The 17,076-nt window shown below is 67.6% G+C and carries 18 protein-coding genes; 8 read left to right on the top strand and 10 right to left on the bottom strand.

Going from position 1 to position 17,076, the window contains the following annotated elements; translation table 11 throughout:
• Nucleotides 1–12 precede the first annotated feature (12 nt).
• Nucleotides 13–1,320 carry a pyruvate dehydrogenase complex dihydrolipoamide acetyltransferase gene (locus tag ACEN8G_RS03735; protein WP_413418216.1) on the bottom strand — a complete coding sequence of 436 codons (1,308 nt, stop codon included), beginning with the start codon at nt 1,318–1,320 and terminating at the stop codon, nt 13–15.
• A 130-nt stretch (nt 1,321–1,450) separates the two neighbouring features.
• On the opposite strand from ACEN8G_RS03735, the gene ACEN8G_RS03730 reads away from it, so the two are divergent.
• Both ACEN8G_RS03730 and ACEN8G_RS03725 read left to right on the top strand, forming a co-directional pair.
• On the top strand, nt 1,451–1,906 hold the full coding sequence (locus tag ACEN8G_RS03730) for a universal stress protein (protein ID WP_413418218.1): 456 nt from the start codon (nt 1,451–1,453) through the stop codon (nt 1,904–1,906).
• A gap of 168 nt (nt 1,907–2,074) precedes the next feature.
• Entirely contained in the window at nt 2,075–3,340 is a 1,266-nt protein-coding gene (locus ACEN8G_RS03725) for a M20/M25/M40 family metallo-hydrolase (protein WP_413740736.1), read from the top strand.
• Between the two features lie 364 nt (nt 3,341–3,704).
• Here ACEN8G_RS03725 and ACEN8G_RS03720 read toward each other — a convergent pair whose 3' ends face one another.
• From ACEN8G_RS03720 to ACEN8G_RS03700, 5 genes are all read right to left on the bottom strand, one after another.
• Complete coding sequence (locus ACEN8G_RS03720; protein ID WP_413740735.1) at nt 3,705–4,721, bottom strand: RcnB family protein; 1,017 nt, start codon at nt 4,719–4,721, stop codon at nt 3,705–3,707.
• Nucleotides 4,722–4,835: 114 nt separating this feature from the next.
• A complete protein-coding gene (locus tag ACEN8G_RS03715) occupies nt 4,836–5,321 on the bottom strand; it encodes a GAF domain-containing protein (RefSeq protein ID WP_413419065.1) in 486 nt (161 codons plus the stop codon).
• 1 nt (nt 5,322) lies between these two features.
• Complete coding sequence (gene arfB, locus ACEN8G_RS03710; RefSeq protein ID WP_413419067.1) at nt 5,323–5,724, bottom strand: alternative ribosome rescue aminoacyl-tRNA hydrolase ArfB; 402 nt, start codon at nt 5,722–5,724, stop codon at nt 5,323–5,325.
• A complete protein-coding gene (locus tag ACEN8G_RS03705; protein ID WP_413419069.1) occupies nt 5,717–6,367 on the bottom strand; it encodes an RluA family pseudouridine synthase in 651 nt (216 codons plus the stop codon). The genes arfB and ACEN8G_RS03705 overlap by 8 nt, the downstream gene beginning before the upstream one ends.
• A 54-nt stretch (nt 6,368–6,421) precedes the next feature.
• The gene (locus ACEN8G_RS03700; RefSeq protein WP_413740734.1) at nt 6,422–7,096 is read right to left on the bottom strand and encodes a mannan-binding protein; all 675 of its coding nucleotides are present in this window, start codon (nt 7,094–7,096) and stop codon (nt 6,422–6,424) included.
• A 152-nt stretch (nt 7,097–7,248) separates the two neighbouring features.
• On the opposite strand from ACEN8G_RS03700, the gene ACEN8G_RS03695 reads away from it, so the two are divergent.
• Nucleotides 7,249–8,010, top strand: coding sequence for a M15 family metallopeptidase (locus tag ACEN8G_RS03695; protein WP_413418027.1), 762 nt, complete (start codon nt 7,249–7,251; stop codon nt 8,008–8,010).
• Here the strand turns inward: ACEN8G_RS03695 and wrbA are convergent.
• Nucleotides 7,941–8,567, bottom strand: coding sequence for an NAD(P)H:quinone oxidoreductase (wrbA, locus tag ACEN8G_RS03690; protein WP_307118097.1), 627 nt, complete (start codon nt 8,565–8,567; stop codon nt 7,941–7,943). The genes ACEN8G_RS03695 and wrbA overlap by 70 nt on opposite strands.
• 18 nt (nt 8,568–8,585) lie before the next feature.
• Nucleotides 8,586–9,284 (bottom strand): pirin family protein, encoded by a 699-nt coding sequence (locus ACEN8G_RS03685; protein ID WP_413418030.1) that lies wholly within the window; start codon nt 9,282–9,284, stop codon nt 8,586–8,588.
• Nucleotides 9,285–9,430: 146 nt separating this feature from the next.
• Here ACEN8G_RS03685 and ACEN8G_RS03680 point away from each other — a divergent pair, with 146 nt between their 5' ends.
• The 3 genes from ACEN8G_RS03680 (at nt 9,431) to ctrA (ending at nt 11,842) form a co-directional block, all read left to right on the top strand.
• A complete protein-coding gene (locus ACEN8G_RS03680; RefSeq protein WP_413418032.1) occupies nt 9,431–10,015 on the top strand; it encodes a hypothetical protein in 585 nt (194 codons plus the stop codon).
• A 22-nt stretch (nt 10,016–10,037) separates the two neighbouring features.
• Nucleotides 10,038–10,967, top strand: coding sequence for a LysR substrate-binding domain-containing protein (locus ACEN8G_RS03675; RefSeq protein WP_413418034.1), 930 nt, complete (start codon nt 10,038–10,040; stop codon nt 10,965–10,967).
• A 161-nt stretch (nt 10,968–11,128) separates the two neighbouring features.
• Nucleotides 11,129–11,842 carry a response regulator transcription factor CtrA gene (gene ctrA / locus ACEN8G_RS03670; protein ID WP_413418036.1) on the top strand — a complete coding sequence of 238 codons (714 nt, stop codon included), beginning with the start codon at nt 11,129–11,131 and terminating at the stop codon, nt 11,840–11,842.
• 57 nt (nt 11,843–11,899) lie between these two features.
• Here the strand turns inward: ctrA and ACEN8G_RS03665 are convergent, their stop codons facing one another.
• Both ACEN8G_RS03665 and ACEN8G_RS03660 read right to left on the bottom strand, forming a co-directional pair.
• Nucleotides 11,900–12,577 carry an HPP family protein gene (locus ACEN8G_RS03665; RefSeq protein WP_413418038.1) on the bottom strand — a complete coding sequence of 226 codons (678 nt, stop codon included), beginning with the start codon at nt 12,575–12,577 and terminating at the stop codon, nt 11,900–11,902.
• A gap of 1 nt (nt 12,578) precedes the next feature.
• Nucleotides 12,579–14,234 carry an amidohydrolase gene (locus ACEN8G_RS03660; protein WP_413418040.1) on the bottom strand — a complete coding sequence of 552 codons (1,656 nt, stop codon included), beginning with the start codon at nt 14,232–14,234 and terminating at the stop codon, nt 12,579–12,581.
• A 126-nt stretch (nt 14,235–14,360) separates the two neighbouring features.
• Here ACEN8G_RS03660 and ACEN8G_RS03655 point away from each other — a divergent pair, with 126 nt between their 5' ends.
• Nucleotides 14,361–15,605 carry a threonine ammonia-lyase gene (locus ACEN8G_RS03655; protein WP_413418042.1) on the top strand — a complete coding sequence of 415 codons (1,245 nt, stop codon included), beginning with the start codon at nt 14,361–14,363 and terminating at the stop codon, nt 15,603–15,605.
• 566 nt (nt 15,606–16,171) lie between these two features.
• A complete protein-coding gene (locus ACEN8G_RS03650) occupies nt 16,172–16,957 on the top strand; it encodes an arginyltransferase (RefSeq protein ID WP_307118089.1) in 786 nt (261 codons plus the stop codon).
• Nucleotides 16,958–17,076: the final 119 nt, after the last annotated feature.

The raw sequence follows: 17,076 nt of genomic DNA, 5'->3' as shown, positions 1-17,076 counted from the left end.
CAGCCCTCCGGTTCAGGCGATCATCCCGAAGGGATTCTCGACCAGCTCCTTGAAGATCTTCATCATCTCGGCGCCGTCGGCCCCGTCGATCGCACGGTGATCGAAGCTGCCCGTGGCCGACATCACGGTCGCCACGCCCAGCGCGTCATCGACGATGTACGGACGCTTCTCGCCCGCGCCGATCGCCATGATCATGCCCTGGGGCGGATTGATCACCGCCTCGAACTGCTTGATGCCGAACATGCCCATGTTCGACAGCGACGCGGTGCCGCCCTGATATTCTTCCGGCTTCAGCTTGCCTTCGCGGGCACGGCCGGCAAGGTCCTTCATCTCCTGCGAGATCGCCGAGACCGCCTTGTTGGCGGCGTCGCGGATGATCGGGGTGATCAGGCCGGTCGGGGTCGAAACCGCGACCGACACGTCCGCGCGGCTGTACTTGATCAGCTGGTCGCCGGTGTAGGTGACGTTGCACTTCGGCGCCTGGGCCAGTGCCACGCCGAGCGCCTTGATCAGCAGGTCGTTGACCGAAAGCTTCACGCCGCGCGCCTCGAGCGCCTTGTTCAGGTCGCCGCGCAGCTTGAGCAGCGCGTCGAGGCGGATGTCGAGCGTCAGGTAGATGTGCGGAACGGTCTGCTTCGACTCGGTGAGGCGGCGCGCGATCGTCTTGCGGATGTTCGAGAGCTTCTCGGCCTCGTGCGGGATCGATTCGTCCCACCAGACCGGCTTGTGCTCGGCCGGGGCGGCAGCGGGCGTTGCCGCAGGCGCAGCAGCCGAAGCCGCAGGAGCGGCGGCGGCCGGCGCGGCGCCGGGCTTGGCGCCCTCGATGTCCGCCTTGACGATACGGCCGTTCGGACCGGTGCCGGTCACGCCGGCCAAGTCGACGCCCTTCTCGGCGGCGATGCGCCTGGCGAGCGGGCTGGCCTTCACGCGGTCACCCGAAGCGGCCTGGGCCTGGGCGGGTGCCGGAGTCGGCGCAGGCGCAGCGGCCGGAGTCGGTGCCGGAGCGGCGGCAGGTGCCGGCGCCGGGGCGGCCACCGGAGTCGGGGCCGGCGCGGCAGCGGCGGTCGAGGCGTCCTCGCCCTCACCGGCGATGATTGCGATCACGGTGCCGACCTTCACATTGTCGGTGCCCTCGGCGACGAGGATCTTGGCGATCACGCCCTCGTCCACCGCTTCGAATTCCATGGTGGCCTTGTCGGTCTCGATCTCGGCCATGAGGTCGCCGGACTTTACGGTGTCGCCTTCCTTGACGAGCCACTTGGCGAGGGTGCCCTCTTCCATGGTGGGGGAAAGCGCAGGCATCTTGATTTCGATCGACATGAAGGTTCCCGTCATTGGAGCCCGGAACAGGTTCGGGCCCTCTTTGCGCCGCCCCCGCCCCGGGTCAAGAGACGCGCTTGCAGGAAATGACGCTACGGGGCACGTAACGCACGAGCGAGAGGATCAATCCATGCGCACCTATCTGGTGGTGATCGACGAGAGCCCCGAGGCCGAGATCGCACTGCGCTTCGCCGCGCGGCGCGCCGCGAAGACCGGCGGAAACGTCGAAATCCTGGCCCTGATTCCCAAGATGGACTTCGTCCAGTGGGGCGGCGTGATGGCGACGATCGAGGAGGAAGCGCGCGAACGCGCCGAGGCCCTGGTCGCCCGCGCGGCCGGCACCCTGTTCTCCGAGTCGGGCCTCCAGCCCTCGATCACGGTGCGCGAGGGCGACGGTCCCAAAATCGTCCGCGAGATGCTCGCCGCCAATCGCGAGATCGCCGCTTTGGTGCTCGGCGCCGCGGCAAGCGGCCCGCCGGGGCCGTTGGTCACCCACTTCGCCGGATCGGACGCCGGCAACCTGCCGGTGCCGTTGATGGTGATTCCGGGCGCGCTCGACATGGACGCGATCGATCGGTTGAGTTGAGAAGCGGCGCGAGAAAAAAACCATCATCCCGGCGAAAGCCGGGATCTCGTGCGGCTCTTTACCCGCCATCGCCTGAGATCCCGGCTTTCGCCGGGATGACGATTATTAGGCGGGACGGCGATCCTGGGCGCTGTTGACCCACCGCCCCTCCCCCGCCACTCTCCCCCCATGCGCATCCTAGCCCTAGCCCCCCTCGCCCTGATCGCCCTCCCCGCCCAGGCCCAGGAAAAGCCCGACCCCGCCCGGCTCAAGGCAGACGTCGAGAAGCTGGTGAGCTTCGGCACCCGCCACACGCTTTCCGATCCCGACAACCCCACCCGCGGCATCGGCGCGGCGCGCCGCTGGTTCGCGGCCGAGCTTTCGAAGATCGGCGACCAGTGCAACTGCATCGAAGTCGCCAACATCGCCCGCAGCTTCACCGGCGATCGCGCCCCGAACGGCGTCAATATCGTCGACGTGCTCGGCTTCCAGGCCGGCACCGATCCCAAGCGCGTCGTCATCGTGATGGGCCATATCGACAGCCGCGTGACCAATGTGATGAACGCCACCGCCGACGCTCCCGGCGCCAATGACGACGGATCGGGCACCGCCCTGGTGCTCGAAGCCGCGCGGATCCTGTCTAAGCAGAAGTTCAAGGCGACGATCGTCTATGCCGCACTGTCGGGCGAGGAGCAGGGCCTGTATGGCGGCCAGCTGCTCGCCGAGACCGCCAAGGAGCGCGGCTGGACGGTCACCGCCGTCCTCAACAACGACATCGTCGGCAACACGGTCGGCACCAATGGCCAGAAGGTCGCGGACCGGGTGCGCGTCTTCTCCGAGACCTTCGGCGAGAATGACGAGCCCAAGGCGCTGAAGGGCCTGCGCGCCGATGGCGGCGAGGACGACGGCCCGTCGCGCGCGCTCGCCAAGGCGATCGACCAGGTCGCCGGCACCGTTCCCGCGGGACTCGACGCCTTCCTCGTCCGCCGGCCCGACCGGTTCGGCCGGGGCGGCGATCACACGCCCTTTCTCCGGCTCGGCTATCCGGCGGTGCGCTTCTCGGTCGGCGTCGAGAATTACGACGCCCAGCACCAGGACCTCGTCCCCGGCAAGGGCGACACGGTCGACAAGATGGACTTCCCCTATCTCGCCAAGGTGACCGCGCTCAACGTCGCGACAATCCGCCGCCTCGCCTCGGCCCCCGCCGCGCCCGACAAGGTGACGATCGGCGGCGCCCTCGCCGCCGACACCTCGGTGAAGTGGACCGCCGTCCCTGGCGCAGCCAAGTACCGCATCCACTGGCGCCGCGCCGACGCGCAAGACTGGACCAGCCAGCGCGACGTCACCGGCACCGAGACGAGCCTCAAGGGCGTGGTGGTCGACGACAGCTTCGTCGGCGTCTCGGCGATCGGTGCCGACGGCAGCGAGAGTTTGGTGACGTTCGGGCGGCGCTGAGCCGTCCCTTTCTGCTCCCCTCCCTGGAAGGGAGGGGTTGGGGGTGGCTATTTGCACGCGACACGGGTGAGATCAGGCAAAAGGCGACAGTATCGCCAAGCCTCCACCCACCCCTAACCCCTCCCTTCCAGGGAGGGGAATGTACTGTTGCAAAATAGGATTCCGCCTGCTTGGCTCAGCCGTCTTCGGACCGCTCTTTGACCCGTAGGAAATATAGGAATTGCCGCGCGCACGGACGTTGCGCCACGACCGACGCGCACTCCCTTCAGTGCACGACCTTCGCAATCTTGGGCGCCGAAAAACCCGCTCTGGGCGTGTACTTCGTGTACTTTGCCGAGTCGCCTCAGCCTGGCAGCGTAGGAACTCAGCGGCAGCCGCAGACGCAGCACTTCACCACCGGCGCGCGGTAGCGCCGCACCGGCGCCTTGCGCACCACGCGGCGCGGGGCCGAGCGGACATAGGTCGCGCGGCTCTCGATCACTTCCTCGGTCACCGTGGTGGTGGTCGTGGTCGCGCCGGGGATGACGATCACGGTCGTGCCCACCGGCGCGCCATAATAGACCGCGCCCGCCTGGTAGCTGCCGCCGCCCTGATAGGCCTGGCCCGAGCCATAATAGCCCTGGACCTGTGCCGCCGGCGGTGCACCGATCGCACCAGCCGGCGGCAGACTCCCCCTGGAGTAACCGTCATAATAATCGTTCGGGTCGACGGACTGGATCGGCTCGCGATAGCCGGCGCCCGCGCTCGAATAGCTGTAGGCGTTCGAGTAGCTGCCGCTCGAATCGGACCAGGCATCGGCATCGGTCCAGCCGATCCCGCTCACCGAGTCCCACACGTCGCCGCCGTCGTCGACCAGCACGGCGTCGTCATAATAGCGCACCCAGAAATAGCCGGCGGGCGGCGCGGCAAGGCCCCAGCTCAGATAGTCGGGGATGCGGAAGCCGCTGCCCATCCAGTAATTGGGCAGATGATGGCCGCGGCCGAGCCGGCGATAGCCGCCCCAGCCGCCGGGCGCCTGGGCGCCGGCATACCAGCGGCCGTTGACCATCCCGCCCCAGCGATTGCCGTCATGCCGGGCGACCTGGCCATGGCCCCGCGGCGGCAAGGCGTTCCAGCGGCCATTCTGCCAGACGCGCGGACCGGCGGTCGGCACGCCCGGGCGGCCATGGCCGCCCGGCGGCGGACCGGGGATGTGCGGGGGGTTGGGCGAGACGCGCGGAGGCGGCGGCATCGGCACGCTAAGGCCATAGGTGCCGCCGGGCGCCGGGATCGGACCGCCGCTGCCGCCCCAGGTCGGGCCGGGCGACGTCACCTGCGCGGCCGCCGGCAGGGTTGCCAGCAGCGCCGTGGCCATCAGGGCCGGCTTGATCAGGTGACGCATCATACACTCCTTCGCCATTCAGGAGCCCGCGTCGCTCCCATGGTTGACGAAGAATTAAACCCCGCGCGGGGCCGGCGCCACTTTTGCCTATGCTTAACGGAGTCCCGATCCGGGTCAGCCGGCCAGGCGGGGACCCAGAATCCGCATCAGCGCCTCGCAACCCGCCGCGTCGCCGGCATCGAAGCGTGCCGGATTGGGGCTGTCGAGATCGAGCACGCCGATCAACTTGCCCTGGACGACGATCGGCACGACCAGCTCCGAGCGGCTGTCCGCATCGCAGGCGATATGGCCGGGGAACGCGTGCACGTCCTCGACCAGCTGGGTCTCGCGAGTCGTGGCGGCAGCCCCGCACACGCCCTTGCCGAACGGGATGCGGATGCAGGCGGCCTTGCCCTGGAACGGCCCGAGGACGAGCTCGTCGTTCACGTTGCGGTAGAAGCCGGCCCAGTTGAGGTCGGGCAGATACTGCCAGATCAGTGCGGAGACATTCGCCATGTTGGCGATCGCGTCGGGCTCGTCGGCGGTAAGCGAATCGAGCGCCGCGGCGAGGTCGCGGTAGAGCTCGGTCTTGTCGGTGGTTTCGATGTCGAAGGCGTACATATCAGTCCAGTCTCACCTTGCCGCGTCCGGCCTTAACTTGGGAACGCCCCTTCTTCTCGTCCACCCGCCGGGCCTTCGCCGCCTTGCTCGGCTTGGTCTTGATCCGCTTGGCGTCACGCTCGTGCGCCTTCTCGATCAGCTCGATCACCCGCTCGCGCGCATCGGCGCGATTGGCTTCCTGGGTGCGGAACTTGCGGGCAGTGATCACCAGCTCGCCGCCGCTGGTCAGCTTGGTGCCGGCCAGCGTCTTGAGCTTCTGATAGGCATAGGGCGCGAGGCCGAGCTTGAACACGTCGATGCGCAGCTGAACGGCGGTGGCGACCTTGTTGACGTTCTGCCCGCCCGGGCCGGTCGAGGCGAGGAACTTCTCCTCGACGATCGCCTCGTCGGGCAGCTCAGCCACGGCCGAAGCCCGCATTGTGGAAGCGCACCGGCAGCGGCGCGGTGGCGTGGATATCGGGCTTGCCCTCGCGCGGCACGGTCAGCTCGACGGCATGGAGCATCATCGCCGGCCCACCCCGGCCATAAACCGGGTCGCCCAGCACCGGCACGCCCAGCCCCTCGGCGGCATGGACGCGGATCTGATGGGTGCGGCCGGTCTCGGGATAGAAGGCGACCAGGCTCTTGCCGTCCTTGCGCTCCATCACCTTGTAGCGGGTGATCGACGGCTTGCCCCGGGGATCGCCGACCATCCGCCAGCCCTCCTCGCGAGTCGAGACCTTGCCGAGCGGCAGATCGATCGTGCCGCTGTCATCCCTGGGTTCGCCGTCGAGGATGGCGAGGTAGCGCTTGGTGACGGCGCCGACTTCGAAAGCCTGGGCGAAGCGCTTCATCGCTTTGGGATTGCGGGCGAGCAGCAGGCAGCCGCTGGTGTCGCGGTCGAGCCGGTGGACGGGCAGCGGCAGGCGCTGGAAGCCGAAGGTGAGCTGGTCGAGCAGGTCCTCGACGCTTTCGGCACGGTCCCGCGGGCGATCGACCGGCAGCCCGGCGGGCTTGTCGATCACCAGGGCTTCGCCATCGATGAAGAGCACGCGATCCTTGAACATCGCCCGCCCATGCCACCGCCGGCGCCGAAGCGCCAGCGGTGGTGGATGCTCGGCTCAGCGCCGGAAGCGGATCGAGCAGACCGACTGGCGGCCCTGCGCGGTGGTGTGCCAGTTGCCGGTCCATTCGGCGCGCAGGTCGCGGGCCTTGTCGCGGCACTTGGTCTCGGCGTCGCGCTGGTTCCAGATCGGGCCAACCTCGATGTCGCGGATCACGCCACCCGAGCCCCAGCCGCCGCCGTCACCGGGACGGCCGCCGCCAGGACGATCCCAGCCACCGCCGCCACCCGGGCGGCCACCGCCCGGACGGCCCCAGCCGCCCTCGCCCCAGCCGCCGCTGTCGCCCCAGCCGTTCGAACGGCGCGGATCGACGTCGGTGATGCGATAGAGCAGGCGCGGGCCGCCGGTGCGCGGAATGCCCGAGATCACGCCGCCGCGGATATCGAGGCGCACGCGGGCGCCGCGCGACGGATCGTAGAGGTTGACCGCGTCGCGGCTGCGGTTGGTCTCGTCGAAGCGGTGGATCAGCGTGCCGTCATCGGCGAACTCGACCCAGCGGCCGGGCCGCGTCTCGACAAAGGCACCGCCGCCCGAGTGACGGACGCGGCCGGCATTGTTGCCGTCCACCCGCTGCATGGCGGCTGGCGCGGCGGGATTCGGTGCCGGAGCGGCCGAGGCGGTGGCACCCATCAGCGCCGCGGACAAGGCTAGGCAGGAAATTCGTGCGAGCATGGTTCATTCTCCCCTGGCTGCAACTAGGGTCGATATTTGACCCGATCGAGACAGCTGCGCAACGATTCAGCAATGCGCATGGTTGCGTGACCTTTTTCGCTTGAACCGCGTTTGAACGGTGATGCCCTTCCGGCAGCGTGATGGGGTTGCCTATGCGTGTCCCGGTCTTCGCCATGCTCCTGCTCGCACCGCTGGCGGCCCGGGCCGAGGAGGACACGCCGCCCCCGCCGGCAACCGCCTCCGTCGCCAGGCTGTTCAATCACCTGCCCTATGGCGAGATGGGCGCGGCCGAACTGCTCCCGGTTCCCAGCCTGCCAGGCTGTTCCATGGCCCGCGAGGCAGTGTTCGATGTCGAGCGCTTGCTGGCCGCCGCCCGGGCCGAAGGGATCGAATTGGGCGCCGTCTCCTGCTTCCGCTCGATCCAGCACCAGCGCCGGGTGTTCTGCGCGGGCGCCGGCAATTGCGACGCGGTGGCGGCGCTGCGGGCGCGCTTCGTGGCACCGCCGGGATATAGCGAGCATGCCACCGGCTATGCGATCGACTTCGTCCAGCGCGGGGGCGACTGCCGCGCGGTCGAGCAATGCTTCTTCCTCACGCCCGGCGGCCAATGGCTGATGCGCCACGCGCCGGCATTCGGCTTCGAGATGTCGTTCCCGGCGGGCAACAAGCAGGGTGTCGGCTGGGAACCCTGGCATTGGCGCTGGGTCGGCGCGCCCGCGGCCCGCGCCCGCTTCGCAGCTGCCCAGGCCAGCTTCCCTGCCCTGCCGGCCGCACCGCACATAAAAACGGCGGCCGGACCCGAAGGTCGGCCGCCGTCCCTGGAGACCGCGCCAGGAGGGGGAATTTACGCGGTCTCGGCTTCGCGGTGGGGAGCCGCGATCTTATTGGCCAGTTCGGCGACCTTGCGGCCCTGATAGCGGGCGCCTTCCAGCTCGACCTCGCTCGGCTGGCGGCTGCCGTCGCCATCCGCGATGGTCGTCGCGCCATAGGGCGAGCCGCCCTTCACTTCGTTGACGCCGCCCTGGCCCTGGAAGCCATAGTCGAGGCCGACGATGTTCAGGCCGAAGTGCAGCAGGTTGGTAATGATCGAGAAGAGCGTCGTCTCCTGGCCGCCATGCTGGGTCGCGGTCGAGGTGAAGGCGCCGCCGACCTTGCCGTTCAGCTGGCCCTGGAACCAGACGCCGCCGGCACGATCCCAGAAGCTCGCCATCTGGCTCGCCATCCGCCCGAAGCGGGTCGGCGCGCCGACGATGATGCCGTCATAGTTGGCGAGCTCGTTGACGTCCTCGAGCACCTCATGGCTGTGATCGACCGCGAAGCCGGCGGCCTGCGCCACTTCGAACGGCGCAGTCTCTGGAACGCGGCGGACATCCACCACCGCACCGGCGCTGCGCGCGCCCTCGGCGACGGCGTCGGCCATCTTCGCGAGGTGGCCATAGGACGAGTAGTAGAGCACGAGAATCTTGGACATGATGATTTCCCTTCCTTGTTATTCGCTGTCGACCAGGACGATCTCGGCGTCCTCGATCGCGGTGATGGTGTAGGTCTTGCCGCCGGCGAGCGCGGCTCCGTCTCGGGCATTCACCCGCTCGCCGTCGATCTCGATCGTGCCGGCTGCGGGCACCAGATAGGCGTGCCGATTGGCACCCACTTGGTGGGTGACGCTCTCACCGGCCTTCAGCGTGGCACCGAGCACCCGGGCATCGGCCCGGATCGGCAGCGCCTCGCTGTCGTCGGCGAAACCACTCGCCAGGGTGACGAACTTGCCCGAGCGATCGCCCTTGGGGAAAGGCTTGGCGCCCCAGCTCGGCTGGCCACCCCGCTCACGCGGCATGATCCAGATCTGGAAGAGCGTCGTCGTCTCCGGCTCGAGATTATACTCGGCATGGCGCACGCCGGTGCCTGCGCTCATAACCTGGACATCGCCGGCCCCGGTGCGGCCCTTGTTGCCCATCGAGTCCTGGTGGGTGATCGCGCCCTTGCGGACATAGGTGATGATTTCCATGTCCTGGTGCGGATGCGGCGGGAAGCCGGCCCCGCCGGCGATCTCGTCATCGTTCCAGACGCGCAGCGCGCCCCAGCTCATGCGGCTCGGATCATAATAGTCGGCAAAGCTGAAATGGTGCCGTGCGTTCAACCAGCCATGGTCGGCATGGCCGAGCGTATCAAAGGGTCTCTTGTCGATCATGGGGTGTGAACCTCCTGTGTTGAGCAGGAAGATAGGGCAGCGGATCGCGCCGTAAATGGAAACGTTGGAAACCGATCGTTTCGAAACCCTTCCGTTCGCCGGCAAAGCTGCTAGGCTGGGCAAGTCCACAGCCGAAAGCAGCCGTCATGCCGCATCCGCTCCGTCGACTTCCGCTCCACGCCGCCCTTCTCGCCCTGCCCGTCCCGGTGCTGGCACAGCAGGCTCCGCTCCCGGTCACCTGCCCCGCCACCGCGTCTGCCAATGCCGATGGCCAGAGGGATTTCGACTGGGAGATCGGCTCCTGGACGACCAAGCTCAAGCGCCTGAAGAGCCCGCTGTCCGGATCGACGGCCTGGCTCGAATATGAGGGCACGACCGACGTCCGCCCGGTGATGGACGGGCGCGCCAATATTGTGGAGCTCAAGGTCGCAGGCCCGGCCGGCCGCATCGAAGGCGCGTCGTTGCGGCTGTACAATCCCAAGGCGCGCCAATGGGCACTCCATTTCACCAGCGCCGGCACGGGCGTGCTGACGCCGCCGACGATCGGCGCCTTCCGCGGCGGCTGCGGCGAATTCTATGCCCAGGACAGCTGGAACGACCGCGCCATCCTGGTACGCTTCGTGATCTCGGACATCACGCCCAATTCCGCACGGTTCGAACAGGCCTTCTCCGCCGATGGCGGCAAGAGCTGGGAAGTGAACTGGATCGCCATCGATACGCGGCGCGCATGAACGCCCGCGGGAGACACAATCAATGAAGCTACCTGATTTCGAAGCCTGGGCCGTCTTCGCCGCGGTGGTCGAACACCGTTCCTTCTCAGGCGCGGCGGACGCGCTGGCGGTGTCCAAGGCGACCGTATCCAAGGCAATCACCCGGCTGGAGGGGCGCCTGGGTACCACCCTGTTCCACCGCACCTCGCGCCGGCTGACGCTCACCGACAGCGGCCGCAGCCTGGCGGACCATGCCCAGCGGATCCTCAACGAAGGCCAGGCAGCCGAGGAAGCCGCCTTCGAATCGGCGAGCACACCCGCCGGACTGGTGCGCCTGGCCGCGCCGCTCACCTTCGGCATCCAGGCGGTGTCGCCGGTGCTGGCAGACTTCATGAAGCTCTATCCAGGCATCAAGGTCGAGTTGCGCCTGTCCGACGCTTTCATCGACATCGTCGGCGAGGGCATCGACATCGCACTGCGCATCGCCGAACTGCCGGACAGCTCGCTGCGCGCGCGCCGGCTCGGCCCGGTCGTGTCGCACATCGTCGGCTCGCCGGACTATTTCGACAAGCATGGCCGCCCGCGCCATCCTGCCGACCTCGCCCATCATGCCTGCTTCGCCTATACCAACACCGCCAATCCGGACGTCTGGCGCTTCCGCAAGGCAGGCGGCGAGGAGGCCGCGGTGCGCATCGACGGGCCGATCCGCACCGACAGCGGCGACGCGATGATCCCTGCGCTGTGCGCCGGCCTGGGCATTGCCCGGCTGCCGGACTTCCTGATCGGGCAGGAGCTCGCAAATGGTAAACTGGAGGCGGTGCTGGAGGACTGGTCGGTCAGTGCCGCCGGCCTGCATTTGTTAACGCCGCCGGGCACCTTGCGGCCCGCCCGCGTCGAGGCGCTGATCGAGTTCCTGTCGGACCGGCTGCGCAAAACCTGTGGGGAATTCCATCGGAATGACTCGACTCCGTAACGGTTCTGAGTCCTCGCATAGGTAGATTCCCTACGACTCGTGGAGTCAGGCCGGTTAGGGAGAAATTAACCTTTTGCCTTCAGACACGCTTAGGTTAATGAATCGTCCGAGGCATGCCTTTCATTGGGGCAAGGCAGCCTGCGGGCAAGGGGACTTTGACGATGCGCGTGCTGCTGATCGAAGACGAGCCGAGCACTGCCAAGGCGATCGAGCTGATGCTCACGACCGAGGGCTTCAACGTCTATACGACGGACCTCGGCGAGGAGGGCTTGGACCTGGCCAAGCTCTATGATTACGACATCATCCTGCTCGACCTGAACCTGCCCGACATGCACGGGTATGACGTCCTGAAGAAGGTCCGCGTCGCCCGCGTGCAGACGCCGGTGCTGATCCTTTCGGGCATCAACGAGATGGATTCCAAGGTGCGTTCGTTCGGCTTCGGCGCCGACGATTACGTGACCAAGCCCTTCCACCGCGAAGAGCTGGTCGCCCGCATCCACGCGGTCGTCCGCCGCTCGAAGGGCCACAGCCAGTCGGTCATCCGCACCGGCAAGCTGGCGGTCAACCTCGATGCGAAGACGGTCGAGGTCGATGGTGCCCGCGTGCACCTGACCGGCAAGGAATATGCGATGCTGGAGCTGCTCTCGCTCCGCAAGGGCACGACGCTCACCAAGGAAATGTTCCTGAACCACCTTTATGGCGGCATGGACGAGCCCGAGCTCAAGATCATCGACGTGTTCATCTGCAAGCTGCGCAAGAAGCTGAGCATGGCCTGCGAGGGCGACAACTATATCGAAACCGTCTGGGGCCGTGGCTATGTGCTGCGTGAGCCGGACGGCGCCGAGGAGCATGAGCCGGTTTCGGCCGTCGCCTGACGCAAAAGTTCTACGGGGTAGAAGAGGCCGCGGTCCGCAAGGATCGCGGCCTTTGCTTTATCCGCGCCTGCGCTGCTTCCGCCGAACGATGGCGTGGCGCTCGGCGGCCTCGAGCAGCGCCGCCAGATCCTCGGGGCTGATGTCGAACGTCTCGTGCGCTTCCGCCAGCGCCGCGTCGATATCCTCGGGCAGGATGCGCGGATCGGCTGGCACGGGCACCGGGCGGTGCGGATAGCTGTGGCCCGAATAGCGGTGGAAGACATAGCCGACCAGGACGAGCAGCAGCGCGTTGAGCCCGCCGGGCACCAGCGCGAACCAATAGCCCTTGGCCAGCAGCTCGGGGCTTCCCACCACCGCGAGCAGCGCGCAGCCGCCGCCGGGCGGATGCAGGCAGCGCAGCACCGACATGGCGACGATCGACAGCCCGACCGCCACCGCAGCGGCGAGCGCGCCGTGGCCGAGCGTCTGCGCCGCGAAGATGCTGCAGGCGACCGACACGATCGTGCCGCCGATCACCGGCCAGGGCTGGCCGAGCGGGCTCGAGGGCACCGCGAACAGGATGACCGCCGAGGCGCCGATCGGCGCGGCGAGGAGCAAAGCGGCATGCTGGCCGGCGACCAGCGTGCTGACATAGCCGGCAATGCCGGTGGCGAGCGCCGCACCCAGCGCCGCGACGGCACGCTCGCGCCAGTTGGCGCCCGCCAGCAGGCGCAGTCTCAACAAGGCAGCGGTCATCCTACTTCTTCACATAGACCCGCGCGCCACCGACCCAGGTCTCGAGCACCTGGGTGCGGCGCAGGTCGGCCGGCGCGGCAAGCAGCGGGTCGCGGTCGACGATGATGAAGTCGGCCCGCATGCCCGGCGCCAGGCGCCCGATCAGATTCTCGGCAAAGCCCGCCCAGGCCGCGCCGGTGGTGAAGCCCGCCCATCCCTGCTCGCGGGTCACCGCCTCCTCGATCCGCCAGCCGCCGAACGGCTGGCCATTGGCATCGGTGCGGGTGAAGCTCACCGCCCAGCCGGCCCAGGGATCGGGGCTCTCGACCGGATAGTCCGAGCCGAAGGCGATATGGGTGCCGTCCTTGAGCATCGTCTTCCAGGCATAGGCGCCGGCGAGCCGATCCTTGCCCAGCCGCGCCTCGGCCATGTTCATGTCGCTGGTCTGGTGGACCGGCTGCATCGAGGCGATCACGCCGAGCTTGGCGAAGCGCGGCAGGTCCTTGGGATCGACGATCTGGGCATGCTCGATCCGCCAGCGGCGATCGTCCTTGTAGGTGTCCGACAGCACCTCGACCGCGTCGAGCACCTGCTGGTTTGCACGGTCGCCGATCGCATGGACCGCGATCTGGAAGCCGTCCATCGCGCCGCGGGTCATCAGGTTGAGCAGCTGGTCGTCGGTGAGGAAACCCAGGCCCTTGTTCCCCGGCCCGTCGCTATAGTCGGCCTTGAGCCAGGCGCCGCGGCTGCCCAGCGCGCCATCGGCATAGAGCTTGATCCCGCCCATCCGCAGCTTGTCGCCATAGAGCCAGGGCGTCGGCCCCTGCCCCGCCACCTGCAACGCCGTCTCGACGCCGTGGGCATAGCTCATGATCCGCATGCGGAGCTGGCCGATATCGGCGATGCGGCGATAGGTCAGCCAGTCGTCGGTGGTGGTGCCCATGTCGGCGCTGGCGGTGATGCCGAGCGAGAGCAGCCTGTCCTGCGCGGCGAGGAAGGCGGCGTTCCTCTCCCGGGGGGTGGGCTTGGGGATGAACTTGTCGACCAGCCCCATCGCGCCGTCGACGAACACGCCGGCGGGTGCCCCCTTGGCGTCCCGCTCGATACGGCCGCCATTGGTGTCCTTGGCCGCGGCGGTGACGCCGGCGATCTGGATCGCCCGGCTGTTCGCCCAGGCGGCATGGCCATCGACCCGCTCGAGCCAGACCGGCCGGTCGCTGACCACCTTGTCGAGCTCCGCGGCGGTCGGAAAGCGGCCGAGCTTCCAGGTCTCCTGGTTCCAGCCGCCGCCGAGGATCCACTTGGTCGGGTTGGCGTCGGCATAGGCTTTGATCTTCGCCAGCGCCTCTTCGAGCGAAGCGGTGCCCGACAGGTCGAGCAGCATCAGCTGCGAGCCCAGCCCCATGACATGGCCATGCGCGTCGATCATGCCGGGGAGCAGGGTCTTGCCGCCCATGTCGAGCTTCCACTCGACCTTCTTGGGGCGCTTGTCCTCGCGCGTCAGGATCTGGGTGATCTTGCCGTCGCGGTTGAACAGGATGCCGGTGAAGCGGACCACATCGCCCTTCTCGTCCAGCGTCATGCCGTTGACGTTGTCGATCAGCCCGTCCGCCAGGGCGGCAACGGGCGCGAGGAGGAGGGCGAGCGCGGCGAACGGCCGCAAGAGGCGCTTCAGCATGGCCGCAGGGCATAGGGCCTGTTCCCCCGCCGCGCCAGATGGCGTGCCTTCATGCCCCCCGAACATGGCTTTCGTTGCAGAAGCGTGGTTTCCCCCTGCCCCCAGATGGTCTAGGCGGGCGATTCTATGGCCACCAAGACCCTCCCGGCGAACACGCCGCTGTCCGTTTCGATCGATGACGTCCGAGCCGCGCAGAAGCGCGTCATGGGACAGATCGTGCGGACGCCGACGCTGGTGAGCAAGACGCTGTCGGAGCTGACCGGCGCGACGGTCTATCTCAAGTTCGAGAACCTGCAGTTCACCGCCGCCTACAAGGAGCGCGGCGCGCTCAACACGCTGCTCCAGCTCGACGAGGCGGCGCGCGCCAAGGGCGTGATCGCCGCATCGGCCGGCAACCATGCCCAGGGCCTGGCCTATCACGCCACCCGGCTCGGCATCCCGAGCACGATCGTGATGCCCAAGAACACGCCGATCGTGAAGGTCACCCAGACCGAGCATCACGGCGCCAACGTGATCCTGGAAGGCGAGACGTTCGACGCTGCCTATGCGCATAGCCGCAAGCTGGAGGCGGAGCATGGCTTCACCTTCGTCCATCCGTTCGACGATCCCCGCATCATCGCCGGCCAGGGCACGGTCGCGCTCGAGATGCTCGAGGACGTGCCGGAGATCGACACGCTGGTGATCCCGATCGGCGGCGGCGGCCTGATCTCGGGCTGCGCCACGGTCGCCAAGTCCGACGGGCGCAACATCGAAGTGATCGGCGTGCAGGCCGAGCTCTACCCGTCGATGTACAACCGGGTGCACCACACCGACATGCCCTGCGCCGGCGACACGCTGGCCGAGGGCATCGCAGTGAAGGAGCCGGGCGGCATCACGTCCAAGCTGGTCGAGGCGCTGGTCGACGACATCATGCTGGTCAGCGAGCGCCGGCTGGAAGAGTCGGTCAGCCTGCTGCTCCAGATCGAGAAGACCGTGGTCGAGGGCGCCGGCGCCGCCGGCCTGGCCGCCCTGCTCTCCGAGCCGCAGCGCTTCAAGGGCAAGACCGTGGGCATCATCCTGTGCGGCGGCAACATCGACCCGCGCCTGCTCGCCTATGTGCTGTTGCGCGACCTCGCCCGTTCGGGCCGGATGGCGCGGCTGCGCATCCGCCTGCAGGACCGGCCGGGCGCGCTCTACAAGGTGGCGCAGATCTTCGAGCAGCTCTCGGTCAACATCCTCGAGCTGTCGCACCAGCGCATCTTCACCAACCTTCCCGCCAAGGGCCTGAGCCTGGACGTGGAGTGCGAGACGCGCGACCGCGACCATCTCGACCGGCTGATGACCGCGCTGCGCCGGGCCCAGTACGAGGTGCAGCTGGTCGAGCTTGCCTGACGCTTCCTATCGCGGCGCGCGGCGGGACTCGGCAAAGGACACGAAGTACACGCCAAAGCCTGGCTTTTCGGCGGCCAAGATTGCGAAGGTCGTGCACTGAAGGGAGTGCGCGTCGGTTGTGGCGCAACGTCCGTGCGCGCGGCGCTTCCTATATTTCCTACGGGTCAAAGAGCGGTCCAAAGGCGGCTGAGCCAAGCAGGCGGAATCCTATTTTGCAACTACTAAAGCCCCTCCCCTGAAGAGGAGGGGCTTTAGAGGGCCCAATCCACGCGACTCGGCAGGAGTCCGCGAGTCGCGATAAACCGACGAAACGAATCGCACGTGCGACGAACCGAGTCGTCGCTGGATTCACACGATTCACCGCCTTCGATATGATCGGCGCACCAGGCAGATTTCGCTTTATCGGCAGCGTATCCCGCGGCCCGATGGTTAACGCACGCCCTCACCGAGGAAGTGGTGAATCGTTAACTCTCTTTCATGGTAAAGCAGCTTTTCATCCTTCGAGATCCGCAGCATAGTCCTTTGCATCGGGCCAAAGTTACGGCCGGAGCAAAGGGGCATTTGGGGTGACTGCACTTTCCCGTTTTCCGCGGTTCTTCGTCACCAGCCCCTCGCCCTGCCCCTATCTGCCGGGCCGCCAGGAGCGGAAGATCTTCACCGAGCTTTCGGGCCAGCATGCCGGCGAGCTGAACGACGCGCTGGGCCGCATCGGCTTTCGCCGCAGCCAGTCGGTCGCGTACCGGCCGAGCTGCGCGGGCTGCACCGCCTGCGTCTCGGTCCGCGTCGTCGCCGACGAGTTCAAGCCCAATGCCAGCCAGCGCAAGCTGCTGAAGCGCCATTCGGACCTGGAAATCACTGCCTGCAAGCCCTGGGCGACCGAGGAGCAGTTCGCGCTGCTTCACCGCTACCTCAGCGCCCGCCATCCGGGCGGCGGCATGGCGGCGATGGACGAGAACGACTATGCCGACATGGTCGAGCAGTCGCCGGTCAGCTCCTATGTGATCGAGTATCGCGAGCCTTCGGTGAACGGCGAGCGCGGCCGGCTGGTCGGCGCCTGCATCACCGACCAGCAGGCCGACGGCCTGTCGATGATCTACAGCTTCTTCCTGGCCGATGAGGAAAGCCGCCCGGGCCTGGGCAATTTCATCATCATGGAGCACATCCTGCGCAGCCAGGCCGCTGGCCTGCCCTATGTCTATCTCGGCTATTGGGTGAAGGGCAGCGAGCGGATGGCGTACAAGACGCGCTACCGCCCGATCGAAGTGCTAGGTCCCAATGGCTGGACGCTGCTGGAAGACGAGGACATGGCCGTCTCGATGCCGGTGCCGGCGAACGCTTCGGCCTTCGCTTAAGGGCGCTACGTTCGCCATATCCTAGCTCCCCTCCCTGCAAGGGAGGGGCCGGGGGTGGGTTGCGAGCGCAGCGAGCCCAGCCAGCCGCCAGTTGAACAGGAAAAGCCGGGCATCGAGCC

Origin of the sequence: Sphingomonas sp. Sphisp66 (assembly GCF_047324325.1) — a bacterium.
Lineage (GTDB): Bacteria > Pseudomonadota > Alphaproteobacteria > Sphingomonadales > Sphingomonadaceae > Sphingomonas.
Note: the sequence above shows the minus strand (reverse complement) of the source record. Positions and strands in the feature narration are given on the sequence as shown.

Excerpts from the sequence above, each read along its gene's own strand:
- ACEN8G_RS03735 (WP_413418216.1), bottom strand. The coding sequence starts at position 1,320 with ATGTCGATCGAAATCAAGATGCCTGCGCTTTCCCCCACCATGGAAGAG.
- ACEN8G_RS03730 (WP_413418218.1), top strand. The coding sequence starts at position 1,451 with ATGCGCACCTATCTGGTGGTGATCGACGAGAGCCCCGAGGCCGAGATC.
- ACEN8G_RS03725 (WP_413740736.1), top strand. The coding sequence starts at position 2,075 with ATGCGCATCCTAGCCCTAGCCCCCCTCGCCCTGATCGCCCTCCCCGCC.
- ACEN8G_RS03720 (WP_413740735.1), bottom strand. The coding sequence starts at position 4,721 with ATGCGTCACCTGATCAAGCCGGCCCTGATGGCCACGGCGCTGCTGGCA.
- ACEN8G_RS03715 (WP_413419065.1), bottom strand. The coding sequence starts at position 5,321 with ATGTACGCCTTCGACATCGAAACCACCGACAAGACCGAGCTCTACCGC.
- ACEN8G_RS03705 (WP_413419069.1), bottom strand. The coding sequence starts at position 6,367 with ATGTTCAAGGATCGCGTGCTCTTCATCGATGGCGAAGCCCTGGTGATC.
- ACEN8G_RS03700 (WP_413740734.1), bottom strand. The coding sequence starts at position 7,096 with ATGCTCGCACGAATTTCCTGCCTAGCCTTGTCCGCGGCGCTGATGGGT.
- ACEN8G_RS03695 (WP_413418027.1), top strand. The coding sequence starts at position 7,249 with ATGCGTGTCCCGGTCTTCGCCATGCTCCTGCTCGCACCGCTGGCGGCC.
- wrbA (WP_307118097.1), bottom strand. The coding sequence starts at position 8,567 with ATGTCCAAGATTCTCGTGCTCTACTACTCGTCCTATGGCCACCTCGCG.
- ACEN8G_RS03685 (WP_413418030.1), bottom strand. The coding sequence starts at position 9,284 with ATGATCGACAAGAGACCCTTTGATACGCTCGGCCATGCCGACCATGGC.
- ACEN8G_RS03680 (WP_413418032.1), top strand. The coding sequence starts at position 9,431 with ATGCCGCATCCGCTCCGTCGACTTCCGCTCCACGCCGCCCTTCTCGCC.
- ACEN8G_RS03675 (WP_413418034.1), top strand. The coding sequence starts at position 10,038 with ATGAAGCTACCTGATTTCGAAGCCTGGGCCGTCTTCGCCGCGGTGGTC.
- ctrA (WP_413418036.1), top strand. The coding sequence starts at position 11,129 with ATGCGCGTGCTGCTGATCGAAGACGAGCCGAGCACTGCCAAGGCGATC.
- ACEN8G_RS03665 (WP_413418038.1), bottom strand. The coding sequence starts at position 12,577 with ATGACCGCTGCCTTGTTGAGACTGCGCCTGCTGGCGGGCGCCAACTGG.
- ACEN8G_RS03660 (WP_413418040.1), bottom strand. The coding sequence starts at position 14,234 with ATGCTGAAGCGCCTCTTGCGGCCGTTCGCCGCGCTCGCCCTCCTCCTC.
- ACEN8G_RS03655 (WP_413418042.1), top strand. The coding sequence starts at position 14,361 with ATGGCCACCAAGACCCTCCCGGCGAACACGCCGCTGTCCGTTTCGATC.